This window comes from Martelella endophytica (genome assembly GCF_000960975.1).
GTDB classification, from domain to species: Bacteria; Pseudomonadota; Alphaproteobacteria; order Rhizobiales; family Rhizobiaceae; genus Martelella; species Martelella endophytica.
Genome location: NZ_CP010803.1, coordinates 1,513,910 through 1,530,381, shown reverse-complemented (window position 1 = coordinate 1,530,381; position 16,472 = coordinate 1,513,910). Strand labels below are relative to the sequence as shown.

Here is a 16,472-nt window from a genome sequence, read left to right as displayed (position 1 = left end):
AATCTCCTAAAGCTTCAGACGCCGACCGGCGCGAACGAGAATGCAAGAGAAAGCGGGCGATGGGAAGCCACCCGATATTGCGGATGCACGGGTGCACCCCAGCTGTCATCGCCGCCGACGCCCATCTGCTTCGCCGCAATCGTCACGACGGTTCGGGTGACAGGCGGCAATTCCCAGGGACGCGTCGCGGTTTCGAGCTCCATCGTGCCATGCGGCAGCGCGTTGAATTCGAACGGCGCGCCCTCGGCCTCGAACCGCAGGCCACGGCCCTCCCCGTCGGTCACCTCGGCAAAGCGAGTGCCGACGCGGTTACCGCATTCCTGCGGCACAACGTAGGGCGACAGGTTTTCGGCGACCGTGCGCTCGAAAATGCCCAGCCGGGCGCCGCGCAGGCGATCGCGGTAGTTCTCGTCCGGGCCGAGGCCATAGTAACGGAAGCGATCGAAAGCGGCATCCATGAAGAACTGCAGGCCGAAGATCGGCAGTTCCGGCAGGCCTTCGGCGCCGGGAAAGTCGGCCGTCACGTGGATGCGGCCATCGCGACCGACGCGATAGGTCACCTCCGGCTCAACGGTGATGCCGGGCAGCGTAAAGCGGTAGCGGATGACAGGCTCATCGCCATCGGCGATCACCACCGGCCCGCGCTTGTAGTAAAGATGCGCGGTCTGCCAGACGGCATGCTCGAAACCGTGCTGGCGGCCGCGGTCGTTGTCGGTCATCGCCCGCCAGAAGGTGAGGCGCGGCGGTCGCGCCAGGAATTCGAGGCCGCCCTTCTTCAGCGAAACCGGACCGCCGAAGGGTTCGGAGAACAATGCGAACATGTCCGGACTGCGCACACCGAAATTGATATCGCCACGCGATGTGGTGAGCGCAACCGGAGCCGGCGCCGGCTTCTCGCCCTCGACCGTGAACATATGCTCGCCAAAAGCCACCTCGTGGCCCGCCTCGGCCCAGAGCGTCGCTTCATCGAGCTTCAGCGCACACTGCACGGCATATTCGCCGGGTTCTGCCGCCTCCGGCAGCGCGAGCGGCAGTGTCGCGGTCTCGCCGGCGGCGATCTCGGGCGTCATGACCGTCTCGAACACCACGGCGCCATCCTTCAGCAGCGTGACGGCGAGTGAGAGGCCGGCGGTTGAAACGAACAGGTTCTTGTTGCGGATGATGACTTCCGCGGCCGACGGTGCGATGTCGAATGACTGATAGAGCGCCTTGACCTCCTGCACCTTGGGCGAAGGCTCGCGCCGGGCCGTGACGATGCCATCGGCGCAGAATTCATAGTCGGACGGACGGTCGCTGAAATCGCCGCCAAGCCGCAGCCTGCCGTCGCCATCGTCCATTGCCTGGTCGATATAATCCCAGATGAAGCCGCCCTGATAGAGGCGGTATTGGTCGACGAGATCGGTGTAGAGATGCATGCCGCCGCAGGAATTGCCCATGGCGTGCATGTATTCGCACAGGATGAAGGGCTTTTGCGGATTGTCGTTGAGATAGGTCTCGACATCGGCCGGCTTGGCATACATCCGGCTTTCCATGTCGGAGGTGTCGTCATAGCGCCGGTCGTGGAACACGCCTTCGTAGTGCACCAGACGCGAGGGGTCGCGATCGCGGAAGAACTGCGACATCTCGTAGATCACCTTGCCGCCGAAGCTCTCGTTGCCGCAGGACCAGATCAGGATGGACGGGTGGTTCTTGTCACGCTCCAGCATCGAGCGGGCGCGGTCGGTGACGCAATCCTGCCAGTCCTCGCGGTCGCCCGGCACCACCCAGCTCGGCTCGACCTTGCCGTCCTTCTGCCAGGAACCATGGCTTTCCAGATTGGCCTCGTCGATGAGGTAGATGCCGTATTCGTCGCACAGTCGGTAGAACACGGTCTGGTTGGGATAATGGCAGGTGCGCACCGCATTGATGTTGTTCTGCTTGAAGAATTTCACATCCCAGAGCATCTGCTCATAGGTGACGGCGCGGCCGCGCCTGGCATCGAAATCATGACGGTTGACGCCGTTGAAGATAATGCGCTTGCCGTTCAGATGCATCACCTTGTCGATCATCTCGAAACGACGGAAGCCGATGCGTTCGGTGACGGTCTCGGAGTCCTCGCCATCAGCGCCGATCAGCGTCAGCGACAGGTCATAGAGGTTCGGCGCCTCGGCGCTCCAGAGTTCTGGTCCTGCGACATCGAAGGCGAGGTCCATCTCGGCGCTGGCCTCGCACTGCCACGGCTCCAGCACCAGACCGTCGCTGCCCGAAAGCGCAACCTCCACCTTGCCGCCCTCACCCGGCAGGCTGAGCTTCAGCCGCAGACGCAGGCTGGCGGAGGAGAAATCGTCATTGAGATCGGTGGTGACGAACAGGTCATCGAGATGCAGCGCCGGCTGGTTTTCGAGCCATACGCTGCGGGAGATGCCGGTGAGCCGCCAGAAATCCTGGTCCTCGATCCAGCTCGCCGACGAGCGCTGGAACACCTGCACGGCCAAGCGATTGTCGCCTTCCTCGATCAGATCAGTGACATCGAAACGCGAAGGCGTAAAACTGTCCTCGGCATAGCCGACGAAGGTGCCGTTCAGCCAGACGAAGAAGGCCGTCTCGACGCCGTCAAAGGTGAGAATGACGCGGCTCTTCTTGCCGGCGAAGGTGAAGTCGCGGATGTAGGAGCCGACCAGATTGGCCTCGGGCACTTCCGGCGGGCGCAGATGCTCGATGCCGTCCCAGGGATACTGGGTGTTGACATACTGGTTGGGGCCAAACCCCTGAAGCTGCATGTAGCCCGGCACCTCGATCGTCGCCCAGCCGGAGGCATCGAAGCCGCGGGCCTCGAACCCCTGCGGTCGGCTCGCAACGTCTTCGGCAAGCGCGAAGGCCCAGGCACCGTCGAGGCTCTGGCGCAACGATCCATCGCCGGCCGGCCGCGCAACATGGTCGGAAACGGCGGGAAGCCGGTTGACGGCGAAGGTGCGCGAGTCGGCAAGCCAGGCGATGTCGGGCGTCATGAAAGTCCTCCTGCGCCCTTGGCGCGTCTGCGCGAACGGCCGGCCTCATCTCCCGCCGTCCGCCAAATGTCTCTGGCCTGCGGCGGTCAGCCGGCGAGGTAGTGGGTATCCGCAAGCCCGCGCAGCCGGTCGGCTGCCTGCTCCGCTGTCAGGTCGCGCTGCGGGCCGCCGAGCAGTTCGAAGCCAACCATGAATTTCTTCACCGTCGCAGAGCGCAGGAGCGGCGGATAGAAATGGGCGTGCATCACCCACTCGTCATGGGCCTCGCCATCCGTCGGACGCTGGTGGAAGCCCATCGAATAGGGGAAGGAGGTGCGGAACAGGTTGTCGTAGCGGATCGTCGTCTTCGACATCGCCTCGGCAAGGTCCATCCGCTCGGACGCCGTCATTTCTTCCATCGAGCGGATATGGCGCTTCGGCAGAACCATGGTCTCGAAGGGCCAGACTGCCCAGTAAGGCACCAGCACCACGAAGCTTGCGTTCTCGAACAGGATGCGTTCACGATGTGCCAGTTCCTGCTCAAGATAGGCCATCAGCAGCGGCTTGCCATTCTTTTCGTAGTAGGCGCGCTGGTTTTCGGTCTCCTTGGCGGGCTCGTTCGGCACGCTGCGGCTTGCCCAGATCTGGCCGTGGGGATGGGGATTGGAACAGCCCATCATTGCACCGCGATTTTCGAAGATCTGGACGTGGTTGATGTCCGGCATGGCGCCGAGGTCCTGATATTGCTCGACCCAGGTATCGACCACCTTGGCGATATCATCGACCGCCATGCGCGCCAGCGTCAGATCGTGGCGCGGCGAGAAGCAGATGACCCGGCAGACGCCGCTTTCGCCCTCGGCCTTCAGCAGCCCATCCTCGAAGCTTTCAGCCGGTGCATCCGGCGTCAGCGCCGCGAAGTCGTTCTCGAACACGAATGTGTGCTTGTAGTCGGGATTGACCGCACCATTGATGCGGGTGTTGCGGGCGCAGAGATAGCAGTCCGGATCATGCTCCAGCATCTGCGGCAGCACATCGTCCTCGACCTGCCCCTGCCACGGGCGCTTGGCGCGATGCGGGGAGACCAGCACCCATTCGCCGGTGAGAGGATTGAAGCGGCGGTGCGGGTGGTCGGTAAAGCTGTTCATCGCATTTTCCTCGTTCAGGCAAGCGGTCCGACGCCGGCCTGCGGCGCACAGGCGAAGATGTCGGAGGTGAAGCCGGTCGCCTCCTTGTAGGCGGCGCGCACATTCTCAATGAAGGCATCAACGTCATCAACGGCGACGAGCGCCACGATACAACCACCGAACCCGCCGCCGGTCATGCGCGCGCCGAAGACACCCTTCTGCCCCTGGGCGATATCGACCAGAATGTCGACTTCCTCGCAGGAGATTTCGTAGTCATCGCGCATCGAGGCGTGGGAGGCATTCATCAGCAGCCCGAAGGTCTCAAGATCGCCACGGTCGAGCGCATCGGCGGCCTGCTCGACCCGTTCGTTCTCGGTGACGATATGGCGGCAGCGGCGATAGGTGACATCGGAGAGGAAATCGCGGTTTTCCTCAAGCTCCTCGAAGGAGACATCCCGCAGTGCGGCAATCTCGCCGAGTGCGGGTTTCAGGAGCCGCACGCCCTCTTCACAGCTGTCGCGCCGCTTGTTGTATTCACCGTCTGCGAGCGCGTGGTGCACCATGGAATTGGCGACAACGATGCGTGCCTTCGGATCGATGGGCACAGGCCGCTTTTCGAGCGAGCGGCAGTCGATCATCAGCGCGTGGTCGTGAACGCCGTTGCAGGAAATGAACTGGTCCATGATGCCGCAGCGCATGCCGACATATTCGTTCTCCGCCTTCTGACAGAGCTTGGCGAGTTCGACCGTATCGATCTCGGTTTCGCCGGCGAGCGACAGCAGCGTATAGCCGACCACCACTTCAAGCGCGGCGGAAGACGACAGGCCGGACCCCACAGGAACCGATGAGGAAATCATGATTTCCGCACCCGGCAGCTTCTTTCCCGCACCTTCCAGCATCACCGCTACGCCGAAGGCGTAGTCGGTCCAATTGCGGCGCGGTTCATTGTCGGCCGCGTCGAGATCGAATTCGGCGGTCTCGCCATTGTTCAGCGAATGGATGCGGATGATGCGATCGTCGCGACGGGTGGCAGCCGCCTCCGCCTCGAATTCAAGCGCGGCCGGCATGACGAAGCCGTCATTGTAGTCGGTGTGCTCGCCGATAAGGTTGACACGTCCCGGCGCGCGGAAAAGCCGCGGCGCCACGCCGAATTTCTGAATGAACTGGTCGCGCAGTGGAACGGTGTCAGACATATCAACGCCTCCTCATGAAAGACGCGCGCATGTGAGGCCGAAAGCCTCTCGAGGTCAAGGAAGATTGGCAGAAAAGGAGCGATTTTTTTGCATCGTGGCAAAGAGCAGAAGCCGCCTAAGCGACAGTCAGAGAGTGCCCCGGCCAGCAAGGGCCGGGGCATTTGCTAAAAAGTTTACTTGTTGAGGATCTGCTGAACGCCTTCGTCCATCTGCTTCAGACCGTCCTCGACCGAGATATTGTCGGTCATGATCTCGTCGTGGGCGCGGTTGAGCACGACCTCGATGTCGGCAGCCCTGAGGTCAACCGGCAGTTCGAGATAGGATTTCGGCGAAATGAGCGCCTCCTTGCTGGTGTCGTCGGACGGGAAGCCATCCTTGGCGGTGACGATCGCCATCACGTCATCGTTCTTCAGTGCCGGCAGCGAACCGGTCTGGGCAACGATGGCGGCACCTTCCGGACCTGCGACGAAGTTTACGAACTTCTCCGCGGCATCCTGATGCTGCGAATTGGCGGCGACGGAAAGCGCGGTGATGGTGGCAGCCGTCGTGCCGGGCTCGACGCCTTCCATATGCGGGTACTTGGCGATACCCCAGTTCTTCGACAGCGACTCGCCCGACTTCAGCTTGTCGATCTGGGTCGCGACGAACCAGCTCCCCATCGGCATCATGCCGACGGTACCATTGAAGAACGGACCCGAATAATGGGTATTCGAGGTCTTGAGCTGGGCATAGGACGGGATGGCGCCGTCTTCCTGCAACTTCAGTGCGCGATCGTAGCACGGCTTCAGGAATTCATAGGTGCCATCGATCAGCGTATGCTCGCCGTCCATGATGCAGGGCATTTCAACCGCCGAACGCCATGTGTGCAGCAGCGCACCGTAGTTCTTGTTGGCGCCGAAGCCCGAGGTGATCTTCTCGGCGGTTTCGGCGAACTGGTCCCAGGTCATGTCGTTGGTCGGATAGTCGACGCCGGCCGCATCGAAGATGTCCTTGTTGTAGTACAGGATCCAGATGTCGGAACGGAACGGCATGGCATAGACCTTGCCATCGACGGTCAGGGCTTCCACGACACCGCCATAGGCTGCCGTGTCGATGCCGTTGTCCGCAATATCCTGGGAAAGATCGACCAGCGTGTTGGACTTGATCAGGTTGGCGTATCCGGGCGTGTCCTTGATGGTGACGACATCGAGATCGGAACCGCCGCCGGACAGCTGGGTCATCAACATGGTCGAATAGTCGTTCGAGCCAAGGTCAGTATGCTCGACCTTGATATCCGGATACTTGGCTTCAAAGGCTTCGATGAGCGGCTGGTAGTAGGGGGTCTTATCCCAGTCCCAGAGCGCCCAGTTGATGGTTTCTTCCGCGTGGGCGGCGATCGGCATCAGACCGACAGTCGCAAGAAGCGCGAGTTTGATTGCAGATTTCATGTTCACTCCTCCGTTATGGGCGCATCTGCGCCGTTCTCAGGATCTTCGAATCCGGACGGCCGGCGGCACGTTCGAAAGCGAAAGCGGTTGCCTTGTGCGCGCCAAAGGCCATCGCCAGCGCGCCAAGGGAAAAGTTGAAGATGACCGGCATGAAGACGGTGACCGGGTAGAAGGCGACATGCAGCAGCCAGAGCGCCAGCGTGAAGGCGAGACCCGCCAGCACCGGCAGCGGCTTTGCGAGTGCTGCAAGCAGCGCCACTCTGAACAGCCGCCCGCCCGAAAGCCCGTAACCGGCCATCGCCGAAAACAGGCAGATCGCCGTCATCGCAATGAAGGTCATGACGCAGACGGCAACGGCGACCGGCATCACATAGAGGAAGGCGTGACGCGCCAGCTGGCCGTAGATGTAGACGGCATAGGTCGAAAGCCCGAGCACCACGGCAAAGCCAAGCCCCCAGAGCGTTGCCGCCCAGAAGTGGCGGCGGAAGGCGCGCTGGAAATCGCGCCAGAGCCAGACATTCTCGTCATCGATCATCAGCCGGGTGACACTCATGCCGGCAACAAGGGCCGCCGGCGCGGTGATCACGGGAATGGAGAAGACCAGGATCAGCAGGTTGAGCTTGAACAGGTCCCAGGCCTCGCGGACGAGAATGAAGGCGAAGAGGGCAAGCCCCTTCTTCTTCGGCGCATTCTTCGGAATGCCCGGTCCCTCACGCATCATCCAGTTGGTCAGCCAGTTCATATCAAGACGCCTCCCGCGCCCGATGGTCGTTGTTTCCTCAGTAGAGGATCGATGTCTCCGTTTCCTTGTCGAACAGGTGCGGATTGACGAGATCGGCGATCAGATCAACCGACTTGCCATCCTCGGCCGTGCAGCGCGGCGAGACCCGGGCAATCATCTCCGTGCCGTGCGCCGTCATGTTGAGATGGATTTCAGCGCCCATCGGCTCGGCCAGATCCACCAGCGCCGTGAACGGGCAGGTATATTCCGGCGCGATATCATGCGGCTGCGATTCGTGGAAATTCTCCGGGCGGATGCCGAGGATGATCTCGCGGCCTTCATAGGGAACGAGCCGATCGGCCTTGTCGCCGAGCACCAGCGGAAACGCGGTCTCGTGGAACACACCGACCCAGCTGTCGCCGGCGCGCTTGACCCTCACCGGCAGCATGTTCATCTGCGGCGCGCCGATGAAGCCGGCCACGAACATGTTGATCGGATGGTCGTAGAGCGCCTGCGGCGTGTCGACCTGCTGGATATAGCCGTCCTTCATCACCACAATGCGGTCGGCCATGGTCATGGCCTCGACCTGATCGTGGGTCACGTAGATGAAGGTTGAGTCGAGCTGGCGGTGCAGCTTGGTGATCGCCGTGCGCATCGAACCGCGCAGCTTGGCATCGAGGTTCGACAGCGGCTCGTCGAGCAGGAAGACCTCCGGATTGCGCACCATGGCGCGGCCAAGCGCCACGCGCTGGCGCTGACCGCCGGAAAGCTGCTTCGGCTTGCGGTTCAGCAGATGCTCGATGTCGAGCGTCTTCGCCGTCTCGCGCACCTTCTTTTCGATCTCCGCTTCAGGCGCCTTCCTGAGCTGCAGACCGAAAGCCATGTTCTTGTAGACCGTCATATGCGGGTAAAGCGCATAGTTCTGGAACACCATGGCGATGTCGCGCTCTTTCGAGGGCACGTCATTGACGAGATCGTCACCGATATAGAGTTCGCCGGCGGAGATTTCCTCCAGACCCGCGATCATCCTGAGCGTCGTCGACTTGCCGCAACCCGACGGGCCGACGAGGATGATGAATTCCTTGTCGGCGATCTCCAGGTCGATGTCGTGGACGACCGTCAGCGCGCCGTAGGTTTTTCTAAGCTTCTTGAGCGAGATACCGGACATTATCCATTCCTCCCGAGGCGCGTCACCAGTAGGACGACCAATTGCGCGAAAGCCGCGTCAGCGCTTCCAGATAATAATAATCACCCCATGACACGCATTCATCGACGCCTTCCGGCGTGCAGGTGTTAAAGGGCGTCTTCTTCGAATAGGTGCCGTGCAGCACGAGGCCGTTGGCGACGGCCGGATCCTTCACGGCGTAGTTCTCGGCAAGGCTCTTCACGAACCGTCGGGCGATGTCGCGGTATTTTTCCGCATCCTCGCCGCCGACGATTTCGGCCATTTCCAGAAGTCCGCAGGCGACGATCGATGCGGACGAGCTGTCGCGCGGTTCGTCATCGCCATCGGAAAAGATCATGTCCCAGTAGGGAACCATGTCGGCCGGCAGGCGGGCCATGAAGAAGTCGAGCGCGCGCTTGAACATCGCCGCATATTCCGGCTTCGGGTCGTAGCGATAGGAGAGCGCCAGACCGTAGATCGACCATGCCTGGCCGCGGGCCCAGTCGCTATCATCGCGATAGCCCTGCACGGTCACGCCCTTGACCGGGCCGCCGGTCTTCGGGTCCATGAAGAAGGTGTGATAGGTCGAGCCATCTTCGCGGAAGGAATTGGCAAGCGTCGTCGCCGCATGGATACGGGCGATATCGCGATATTTGTCATCGCCGGTCTCGCGGCTGGCCCAATAGAGCAGCGGCAGGTTCAGGAGGCAATCGATGATGTAGCGATAGTTTTCCTGAGCCCCCATCGCACCCCAGGCCTGGATGAAGCCACCGACCTCGTGGAAACGGGCAATAAGCTGATCGGCAGCAAGAATGGCAGCCTTACGCCCGTCCGCGTCACCGACGAGCTTCCAGGCCGCGACACAGGTCGGCGAATAGAGGAAGCCCATGTCGTGGTGGTCGGTCTCGATGCGGTTTTCGATGCGGTGGAGAAAGCTCTGCACCTGGATCTGCGCGGCATACTGGAAGACCTTGTCGCCGGTCAGCTCGTAGGAGAGCCAGATCTCGCCCGGCCAGAAGCCGCAGGTCCATTGCACATTGTCGATTGCCGGATAGAAATTGCCGACGCTCGAATGGTTCTGCTGGCGGTAGGTGAAGTCCGGCAGGTTGCGGCGCACCTGCGCCACGGCGACTTCGATAGCGGCGCCGACTTCGGCATCCGTGATCGGCGCGACGGGAAAACTGGTGTCGTGGACGGTCATGGGGATCAGCCTTTCAGTCCGGCATTGGCAACGCCTTCGACGAAGAAACGCTGCAGGGCAAGGAAGACAAGCAGAACAGGGATGATCGCGACCACCGAGGCGGCCATGATCAGGCCATATTCGGCCGAGTACTGGCTGATGAACATGCGCAGGCCGATCTGGATCGTCTTGAGGTCGGTCTTGGTGAGATAGATCATCGGGCCGAGGAAGTCGTTCCAGGCGAAGACGAAGGTGAAGATCGTCAGCGTCGACAGCGCCGGCTTCGACAGCGGCAGCATGATCTTCCACCAGATCTGGTATTCATTCATGCCGTCGACGCGCGCCGCCTCACACAGTTCATCCGGGATCGACATGTAGAACTGCTTCATCAGGAACACACCGAAGGCGGTGAAGGCCTGCAGCGCGATCAGCGCCCAATGGGTGTTATAGAGCCCGAATTCCCGCATCAGGATGAACTGCGGCACCATGTAGACCTGCCAGGGCATGGCGATGGTGGCGATGTAGCCGAGGAACAGCACGTCGCGATAGGGGAACTTAAGCTTGGCGAAGGCATAGGCCGCGAACGACGAGGTGAAGAGCTGCAGCAGCGTCACCATGATCGTGATCTTCGCGGTATTGAAAACGAACAGGCCGAGCGGGATCTTCGTCCAGATATCGGCATAGTTCTGCCAGCGCGGATGTTGCGGGATCCAGTGGATCGGGAATTCGAACACTTCGCGGTTGAGCTTCAGCGACGCCGACAGCATCCATACGAAGGGCAGCAGCATGATCACCGTCAGGGCGATGACGAGGACATAGGTGGCGATGGTGCCGGGCTTTACCTTGCGGCCGAGAATACGCATGTCGTCCTCCCCTTAGTCCAGGCTGCGCGAATAGCGGAACTGGACAAGCGTGACCGCCAGAACCAGCACGAAGAGAACCAGCGCCACCATGCTGGAATAACCGAGATCCCAGGAGATGAAGGCCTCGTTGTAGATGTGGTAGACCAGCACCAGCGTCGAGGTTCCGGGACCGCCTTGCGTGATCATGTAGACCTGATCGAACACCTTGAAGGAGTTGATCGTCAGCATCACCGAGACGAAGAAGGTGGTGGGCGCGAGCTGCGGCAGCGTCACGTTCCAGAATTTCTGCCAGGCATTGGCACCATCGAGATCGGCGGCTTCATAGAGCTCGCGGTTCACACCCTGAAGGCCCGCCAGATAGATGACCATGAAATAACCGGCCTGCTTCCAGATACCGAACAGGATGATGGTGACCATCGCCCAGTCCTTGTCGGCCGCCCAGCCAGGCAGGTTCTTCGGATCGACCCCCATGGTGTAGAGGATCATGTTGACCGGACCCATTTCCGGGTTGAACAGCATGTTCCAGACGACCGCGGCCGCGACCAGCGAGGCGACATAGGGAAAGAACATCGCCGCGCGGAAGAAATTGCGGCCGAACAGCTTCTTGTTCAGCAGCATGGCGAGCCCGAGCGAGCAGGCCATGGTCAACGGCACGGAGAACAGGGTGTAGACGATGGTGTTCCAGAACGCCGCCTGGAAGGGGCGATCCCGGAACAGCTCGAAGAAATTGTCGAGCCCGGCGAATTCGATCGGGTTCGAGCCATCCCAATGCATGAAGGCAAGAGCGAAAGCGAAGATGATGGGCCCCAGCGTGAACACTGCGAAGCCGAGAAAATTGGGAGCGATGAACGAATAGGCGACGAGATTGGCGCGCAGCTTCTGCTGCCTTTTGGACAGCACGCGACGCTTCTTCCTCGGCTTGCCTTCGAGCTCCAGGCTACTCACTGCCACATTATCCTCCCAGTCCATCGGGCCGCCCTTGGCGACAACCCGGGAATGCTCACCCACGGAAAGGCAGACCTTCCGCGATTTTTGGGCATCCTATCGTCGGTCGACATATAATACAAGTCTCATAAAATGTATTTTTTCCACTAAAATTCATCCGACATATATGCTAGGTGATGGCTCGAGTGGAGTGATTTTGGCGCTGCAGGCGAGCACGACTGCGACCGAGAGCCCCGCTCAGCACAGTGATTTGCTGCATGGTCGCAACGTTGTCATATGCTTTTCAACAAGCGTTGCGTCAGGGAGGAGAAAATGTTTCGCGAGCGTCTCAAGGCTCTGCCTGCTGCTCTCGGCGACTTCACGCCGCCATGGCGCGATCGCGAGCGCTGGACGTCGCTGCCGGCGGATTTTGCAGCGCGCCTGACCAGGGGGGTGCAGGAATGCCCTGCCACCTGGCCCGTGATGACAGCTTCCGACTACCTCGCCTTTACCAAAAGGGGCGACCGTGTAGGCTTCGAGGCGCTCTACATGCAGCGCCGCCGGATGCTGAATGCGCTGGCGCTCGGCGAGTGCGTCGAGGGCAACGGCCGCTATATCACCCGCATCATTGACGGCGCGCTGCTGCTTGCCGAGGAGAGCGGCTGGCAGCTTCCCGCCCACAACACCTATATCCGCGACACACCGGTGCTGCCGCTGCCGGACCCGAAGCGCCCGGTTGTCGACCTTTTCGCCGCCGAGACCGGTGCGCAACTCGCAGCCCTTCTCTACCTTTTCGAAGACCGGATGAATGCGGTCACGCCGATGATCGCGGAACGGCTCGACGACGAGATCCACCACCGCATCATCACGCCCTACCTCACCGAACACTTCTGGTGGATGGGCAATGGCGACGAGCCGATGAACAACTGGACGGCCTGGTGCACGCAGAATGTGCTGCTCACCGTCTTCCTCCGCCCCTTCGACGCCAAAACCCGCCGCGCCGTGGTCGAAAAGGCCGCCGGCAGCCTCGATTGCTTCCTCAAGGATTACGGCGAGGACGGCGCCTGCGAGGAGGGCGTGCTCTACTATCGCCACGCCGGCCTCTGCCTATTCAACGCTTTGAATATCCTGGCGGATGTGGCGCCGGACGCCTTCGCGCCGCTGTGGAAGGAAGACAAGATTCGCAACATCGCGGAGTTCATTCCCTACATGCATGTTGCCGGCGACCGCTATTTCAATTTCGCCGATTCCTCCGCTCGCGCCGGCTTCTGCGGCGCCCGCGAATATCTGTTCGGCAAGGCGGTCGGCTCCGATCTGCTCGCCGATTTCGCGGCCGCCGACTGGCGCGCCGATCCCGCCCCCGATCAGCCGGACGAGATCAACCTTTTCTACCGCCTGCAGGGCGCCATGAGCGCCGCCGAACTCGCCTCCCAGGGCAGACCGCGCCCCGTCCCGGACGACCATTTCTTTCCGAGCATCGGACTGATGGTCGCCCGCGACGGGCAGTATGCGCTGGCGGTGAAGGCCGGCGACAATGGCGACAGCCATAACCACAACGATACCGGCAGCTTCACGCTCTACAGGAACGGCAAGCCCTTCGTCGTCGATGTCGGCGTCGAGAGCTATACGGCCAAGACCTTCTCTGCCCGACGCTATGAAATCTGGACCATGCAATCAGCCTGGCACAACCTGCCGACCTTCGGCGGCGTGATGCAGAAGGATGGGGCGACCTTTGCGGCAAGCGATGTCGCCGTTGCGCTCACCCCGGAAGCAGCGTCGATCTCGATGGAGCTCGCCGGCGCCTATCCGGCCGAGGCGGAGGTCGAAACCTACCGTCGCGCCGTCGTCTTCATCAAGGGCAAGGGCATCGAAATCACCGACAGCTTCTCCGGCAAAAAGCCGGCGACGCTGTCGCTGATGTTTGCCGAAATGCCGGCGCTGGAGCCAGACCGCATCGTGGTCGAAGGCACCGGCGCCATCGCAATCGACGGCGCAGGCCCACTCACCATGGAAGCCGCGCCGATTGCCGACCCGCGCCTTCGGGCCGCATGGCCGGACACCCTTTACCGCGTTCTCATCCCCCTGGGCGGCGACACGCTCAGGCTCACGATTAACTGACGGGAGACACTGATGGAAATTGCCCTTTCGGTTCTGGACAAGACCGGAGCGGTCCGGGCCCGCAAGCAAGGCCGCGACGCCCTGTCGCTGGTCTTCGATGCGGCCTATGAAGCGGGCGACAGCATCGTCGTCGAAACCGATATGCCGGGCGCGTTCCTGACGCTCAGCCTCGACAATGCCCTGCCACCGGCGACGCTTTACATGAAGGAGGGACGGTTCTGTCTGCCCGTGCCGCAAGGCGACGCCAGGACCGTCTACGCGCCCACCGCCTTTGCCGGCGAGCGACACCGCCTCGCAGCCTGCGCGGCGCTTCCCGACAGTATTGGGGCGACCCGAAACCTGGCCCTCAACCCGTTCGACCACAACGAGAACCAGGCCCTGTTTCCGCACGCCTCGGCCAGCGTCGAGACCCGTGGCGAGGCAGCCTTTGCCGCCCGCAACGCCATTGACGGCGAGAGCGCCAACGACAATCACGGCTTCTGGCCCTATACCAGCTGGGGCATCAACTCCGATCCGGAGGCGACCTTCACGCTGACCTTCGGCCGACCCGTGACCGTCGGGGCCGTCGCACTCGTCACCCGCGCCGACTTTCCCCACGACGCCTGGTGGACGGCGGCGGACATTGCCTTCAGTGACGGAACGAGGGAAACCCTGCCGCTGACGAAGACCGGGGCGGCCCAGCGCTTCGCCTTTGCCCCCCGCACGATCGAGTGGCTGCGGCTCGAAAGGCTCATCAAGGCCGACGACCCTTCCCCCTTCCCGGCGCTGACGCAAATAGAGGTCTGGGGCCAGGAGGCATAGAACGCCTGTATGGGGAATACTGAACCTTGTATTGCATTTCAGCCCAACTTATCATACAATTTTTCGACGCAGCGCGGTAAACGCGCCGGTGGCCGCAATGGTCTGATGGGCAAGGGGATGAAACGTGGCAACGCAGACAGCCAGCCGCAATTCGACGGGAACGCTGGTCTCGAAGGTTAGCGAGGCCCTGAGGCGCTCCATACTCGACGGCACCTTCCAGCCCGGCGACAAGCTGCCGAGCGAGGCGCAACTGACCCAGGACCATGGCGTTTCCCGCACGGTGGTGCGCGAGGCAGTGGCGGCTTTGAGGTCCGATGGCCTCGTCGAGCCGCGCCAGGGCGCCGGCGTCTTCGTGCTCGATCCGATCGGCTTTGCCTTCAAGCGCACCCATCCGAGCGTCGACCAGGAACGGATTTATACTTCGCTCGAAATCCTCGAGGCCCGCACGCCGCTCGAAATCGAGGCTGCCGGGCTTGCGGCGCTGCGCCGTTCGCCGGCACAGGAAGAGGAAATCTTCGAGCGCCACGCCGCCGGCATTGCCGGCCGGCACGACGGCAAGGCCTGGAGCGAGGCCGATATCGGGCTCCACACCGCCATTGCCCGCGCCACCAACAATCCGCTGTTTGCGACCTTCCTGGAGATGCAGGGCAAGGCGATCATTCCGCAGACGGGACAGATCGTCGAGACCGACGAGGGCGGCGAAGTCGCCTATCGCAGCCTGCTGATCAAGGAGCATGAGCGGATCATCATTGCCATTTCGAGCGGCGACGAACAGGGCGCGCGCGACGCGATGCGCGATCACCTCAAGGGCAGCCTCGAACGCTACCGCAACCTGCTGCGCGACGAACGCTTGCGCCACATGGCGCGCCTGCATGCCGTGAAGCCCTGACCGGGCCTTGCGTCGGTAGCGCGCCATTCCGGTCGATGAGCCGGTTCGCACGTCACCTGAAATTGCGCTAGAACGTCATCTCCGCCACCATGTCGAAGACATCCGCCCGGTAGAGCGTGCGGGTTACCTCGATGACCCGACCGGCGCCGTTATAGGCCAACCGCTCGACAGTCAGCGCAGGAGCCCCGATCGCCATACCGAGCAGCAGGCTCTCCGCCTCGCTCAGGCAGCAGGCGGAAATGCGCTCGATTGCACGGGCCGGCTGCACGCCGGCATCGGCCAGGACGTCGTAAAGCGAGGTCTCGACGATTTCCGGCGCCGCAAGAATATCTTCCGGCAGGCTCGAGCGCTCCAGCGCCATCGCCCGGTCATCGGCAAGCCGAACCCTCACAAGGCGGGCGACCCGGGCACCGGGCGAAAGGCCGAGCGCCATGACCTCCTCGGTCGAAGGCTTGAACAGGCCGCGGGTGATCCAGCGCGAACCGGGCTTCAGCCCGCGCCGCGCCATGTCATCGGAAAACGAGGTCAGACGGCTCAGCGACTGCTCGATGCGGGTGAGCGGTTCGGCGACGAAGGTGCCGGCGCCCTGGCGGCGCTCGATCCGCTCCTCGCGGGTCAACTCCTCGATGGCGCGCCGCACGGTCACGCGGCTGATGCCAAGAGCCGCGGCCATGTCGCGCTCGGCCGGCAGCGCCGCTCCGGGCTTCAGCCGGCCAGACGCAATGGCCTCGGCCAGCGCAGCCTTCAGGCGAAGGTAAAGCGGGCCGTCGCCATCAAGATCGAGTTTCTGAAAAAATGCGTCCATTCCGCCCTGGCGTTCTGCTCGTGATCGGGCGCCCGGAAGCATCCCTTTGCTGATGGAGACCAATAATACCAATAAAATACCAAAGGGCAAGCCGACCACGTCTCCTTTGTCTGGTGGCGCCGATCGGCCGGCAAGTCGGAAGGCCGGGCAACGATGAGGGCCCCTTTCGCGAACTACCGGCCCCAAATAGGACCGATAGCGCCCGATGACGATTTCGACCCCGCTCGGCAATTGACCCTTTACAGTTTCCGAAAAAGCGGTCATGTTTCAATTGGTATTTGAATGGTATTGTTCGA

The 16,472-nt window shown here is 62.0% G+C and carries 13 protein-coding genes; 3 read left to right on the top strand and 10 right to left on the bottom strand.

Annotated features, from left to right (window positions below; genetic code table 11):
• Positions 1-14: 14 nt before the first annotated feature.
• From lacZ to TM49_RS06935, 9 genes are all read right to left on the bottom strand, one after another.
• Positions 15-2,987 carry a beta-galactosidase, LacZ type gene (gene lacZ, locus TM49_RS06975; protein WP_045680166.1) on the bottom strand — a complete coding sequence of 991 codons (2,973 nt, stop codon included), beginning with the start codon at positions 2,985-2,987 and terminating at the stop codon, positions 15-17.
• Positions 2,988-3,073: 86 nt separating this feature from the next.
• Entirely contained in the window at positions 3,074-4,111 is a 1,038-nt protein-coding gene (locus TM49_RS06970) for a UDP-glucose--hexose-1-phosphate uridylyltransferase (protein ID WP_045680165.1), read from the bottom strand.
• A gap of 14 nt (positions 4,112-4,125) precedes the next feature.
• On the bottom strand, positions 4,126-5,283 hold the full coding sequence (locus TM49_RS06965; protein ID WP_045680163.1) for a galactokinase: 1,158 nt from the start codon (positions 5,281-5,283) through the stop codon (positions 4,126-4,128).
• A gap of 173 nt (positions 5,284-5,456) precedes the next feature.
• Positions 5,457-6,710: an ABC transporter substrate-binding protein gene (locus TM49_RS06960; protein WP_052700021.1), complete on the bottom strand. Its 1,254-nt coding sequence runs from the start codon at positions 6,708-6,710 to the stop codon at positions 5,457-5,459.
• 13 nt (positions 6,711-6,723) lie between these two features.
• Positions 6,724-7,452 (bottom strand): DUF624 domain-containing protein, encoded by a 729-nt coding sequence (locus TM49_RS06955; protein ID WP_052699735.1) that lies wholly within the window; start codon positions 7,450-7,452, stop codon positions 6,724-6,726.
• A gap of 37 nt (positions 7,453-7,489) precedes the next feature.
• A complete protein-coding gene (locus TM49_RS06950) occupies positions 7,490-8,599 on the bottom strand; it encodes an ABC transporter ATP-binding protein (protein ID WP_045680161.1) in 1,110 nt (369 codons plus the stop codon).
• Positions 8,600-8,621: 22 nt separating this feature from the next.
• The gene (locus tag TM49_RS06945) at positions 8,622-9,797 is read right to left on the bottom strand and encodes a glycoside hydrolase family 88 protein (protein ID WP_045680160.1); all 1,176 of its coding nucleotides are present in this window, start codon (positions 9,795-9,797) and stop codon (positions 8,622-8,624) included.
• 5 nt (positions 9,798-9,802) lie between these two features.
• Positions 9,803-10,639, bottom strand: coding sequence for a carbohydrate ABC transporter permease (locus TM49_RS06940; RefSeq protein WP_045680159.1), 837 nt, complete (start codon positions 10,637-10,639; stop codon positions 9,803-9,805).
• A 12-nt stretch (positions 10,640-10,651) separates the two neighbouring features.
• Entirely contained in the window at positions 10,652-11,590 is a 939-nt protein-coding gene (locus TM49_RS06935; protein WP_425283277.1) for a carbohydrate ABC transporter permease, read from the bottom strand.
• Positions 11,591-11,896: 306 nt separating this feature from the next.
• Here TM49_RS06935 and TM49_RS06930 point away from each other — a divergent pair, with 306 nt between their 5' ends.
• From TM49_RS06930 to TM49_RS06920, 3 genes are all read left to right on the top strand, one after another.
• Positions 11,897-13,681, top strand: coding sequence for a heparinase II/III family protein (locus TM49_RS06930; RefSeq protein WP_045684901.1), 1,785 nt, complete (start codon positions 11,897-11,899; stop codon positions 13,679-13,681).
• Positions 13,682-13,693: 12 nt separating this feature from the next.
• A complete protein-coding gene (locus TM49_RS06925) occupies positions 13,694-14,482 on the top strand; it encodes a DUF7402 domain-containing protein (RefSeq protein WP_045680155.1) in 789 nt (262 codons plus the stop codon).
• A gap of 124 nt (positions 14,483-14,606) precedes the next feature.
• Entirely contained in the window at positions 14,607-15,371 is a 765-nt protein-coding gene (locus tag TM49_RS06920; RefSeq protein WP_045680154.1) for a FadR/GntR family transcriptional regulator, read from the top strand.
• A 67-nt stretch (positions 15,372-15,438) separates the two neighbouring features.
• Here the strand turns inward: TM49_RS06920 and TM49_RS06915 are convergent, their stop codons facing one another.
• Positions 15,439-16,176, bottom strand: coding sequence for a GntR family transcriptional regulator (locus TM49_RS06915; RefSeq protein ID WP_045680151.1), 738 nt, complete (start codon positions 16,174-16,176; stop codon positions 15,439-15,441).
• Between the last annotated feature and the right edge of the window lie 296 nt (positions 16,177-16,472).

Coding starts and splice junctions, on each gene's coding strand:
- lacZ (WP_045680166.1), bottom strand. CDS start 2,987: ATGACGCCCGACATCGCCTGGCTTGCCGACTCGCGCACCTTCGCCGTC.
- TM49_RS06970 (WP_045680165.1), bottom strand. CDS start 4,111: ATGAACAGCTTTACCGACCACCCGCACCGCCGCTTCAATCCTCTCACC.
- TM49_RS06965 (WP_045680163.1), bottom strand. CDS start 5,283: ATGTCTGACACCGTTCCACTGCGCGACCAGTTCATTCAGAAATTCGGC.
- TM49_RS06960 (WP_052700021.1), bottom strand. CDS start 6,710: ATGAAATCTGCAATCAAACTCGCGCTTCTTGCGACTGTCGGTCTGATG.
- TM49_RS06955 (WP_052699735.1), bottom strand. CDS start 7,452: ATGAACTGGCTGACCAACTGGATGATGCGTGAGGGACCGGGCATTCCG.
- TM49_RS06950 (WP_045680161.1), bottom strand. CDS start 8,599: ATGTCCGGTATCTCGCTCAAGAAGCTTAGAAAAACCTACGGCGCGCTG.
- TM49_RS06945 (WP_045680160.1), bottom strand. CDS start 9,797: ATGACCGTCCACGACACCAGTTTTCCCGTCGCGCCGATCACGGATGCC.
- TM49_RS06940 (WP_045680159.1), bottom strand. CDS start 10,639: ATGCGTATTCTCGGCCGCAAGGTAAAGCCCGGCACCATCGCCACCTAT.
- TM49_RS06930 (WP_045684901.1), top strand. CDS start 11,897: ATGTTTCGCGAGCGTCTCAAGGCTCTGCCTGCTGCTCTCGGCGACTTC.
- TM49_RS06925 (WP_045680155.1), top strand. CDS start 13,694: ATGGAAATTGCCCTTTCGGTTCTGGACAAGACCGGAGCGGTCCGGGCC.
- TM49_RS06915 (WP_045680151.1), bottom strand. CDS start 16,176: ATGGACGCATTTTTTCAGAAACTCGATCTTGATGGCGACGGCCCGCTT.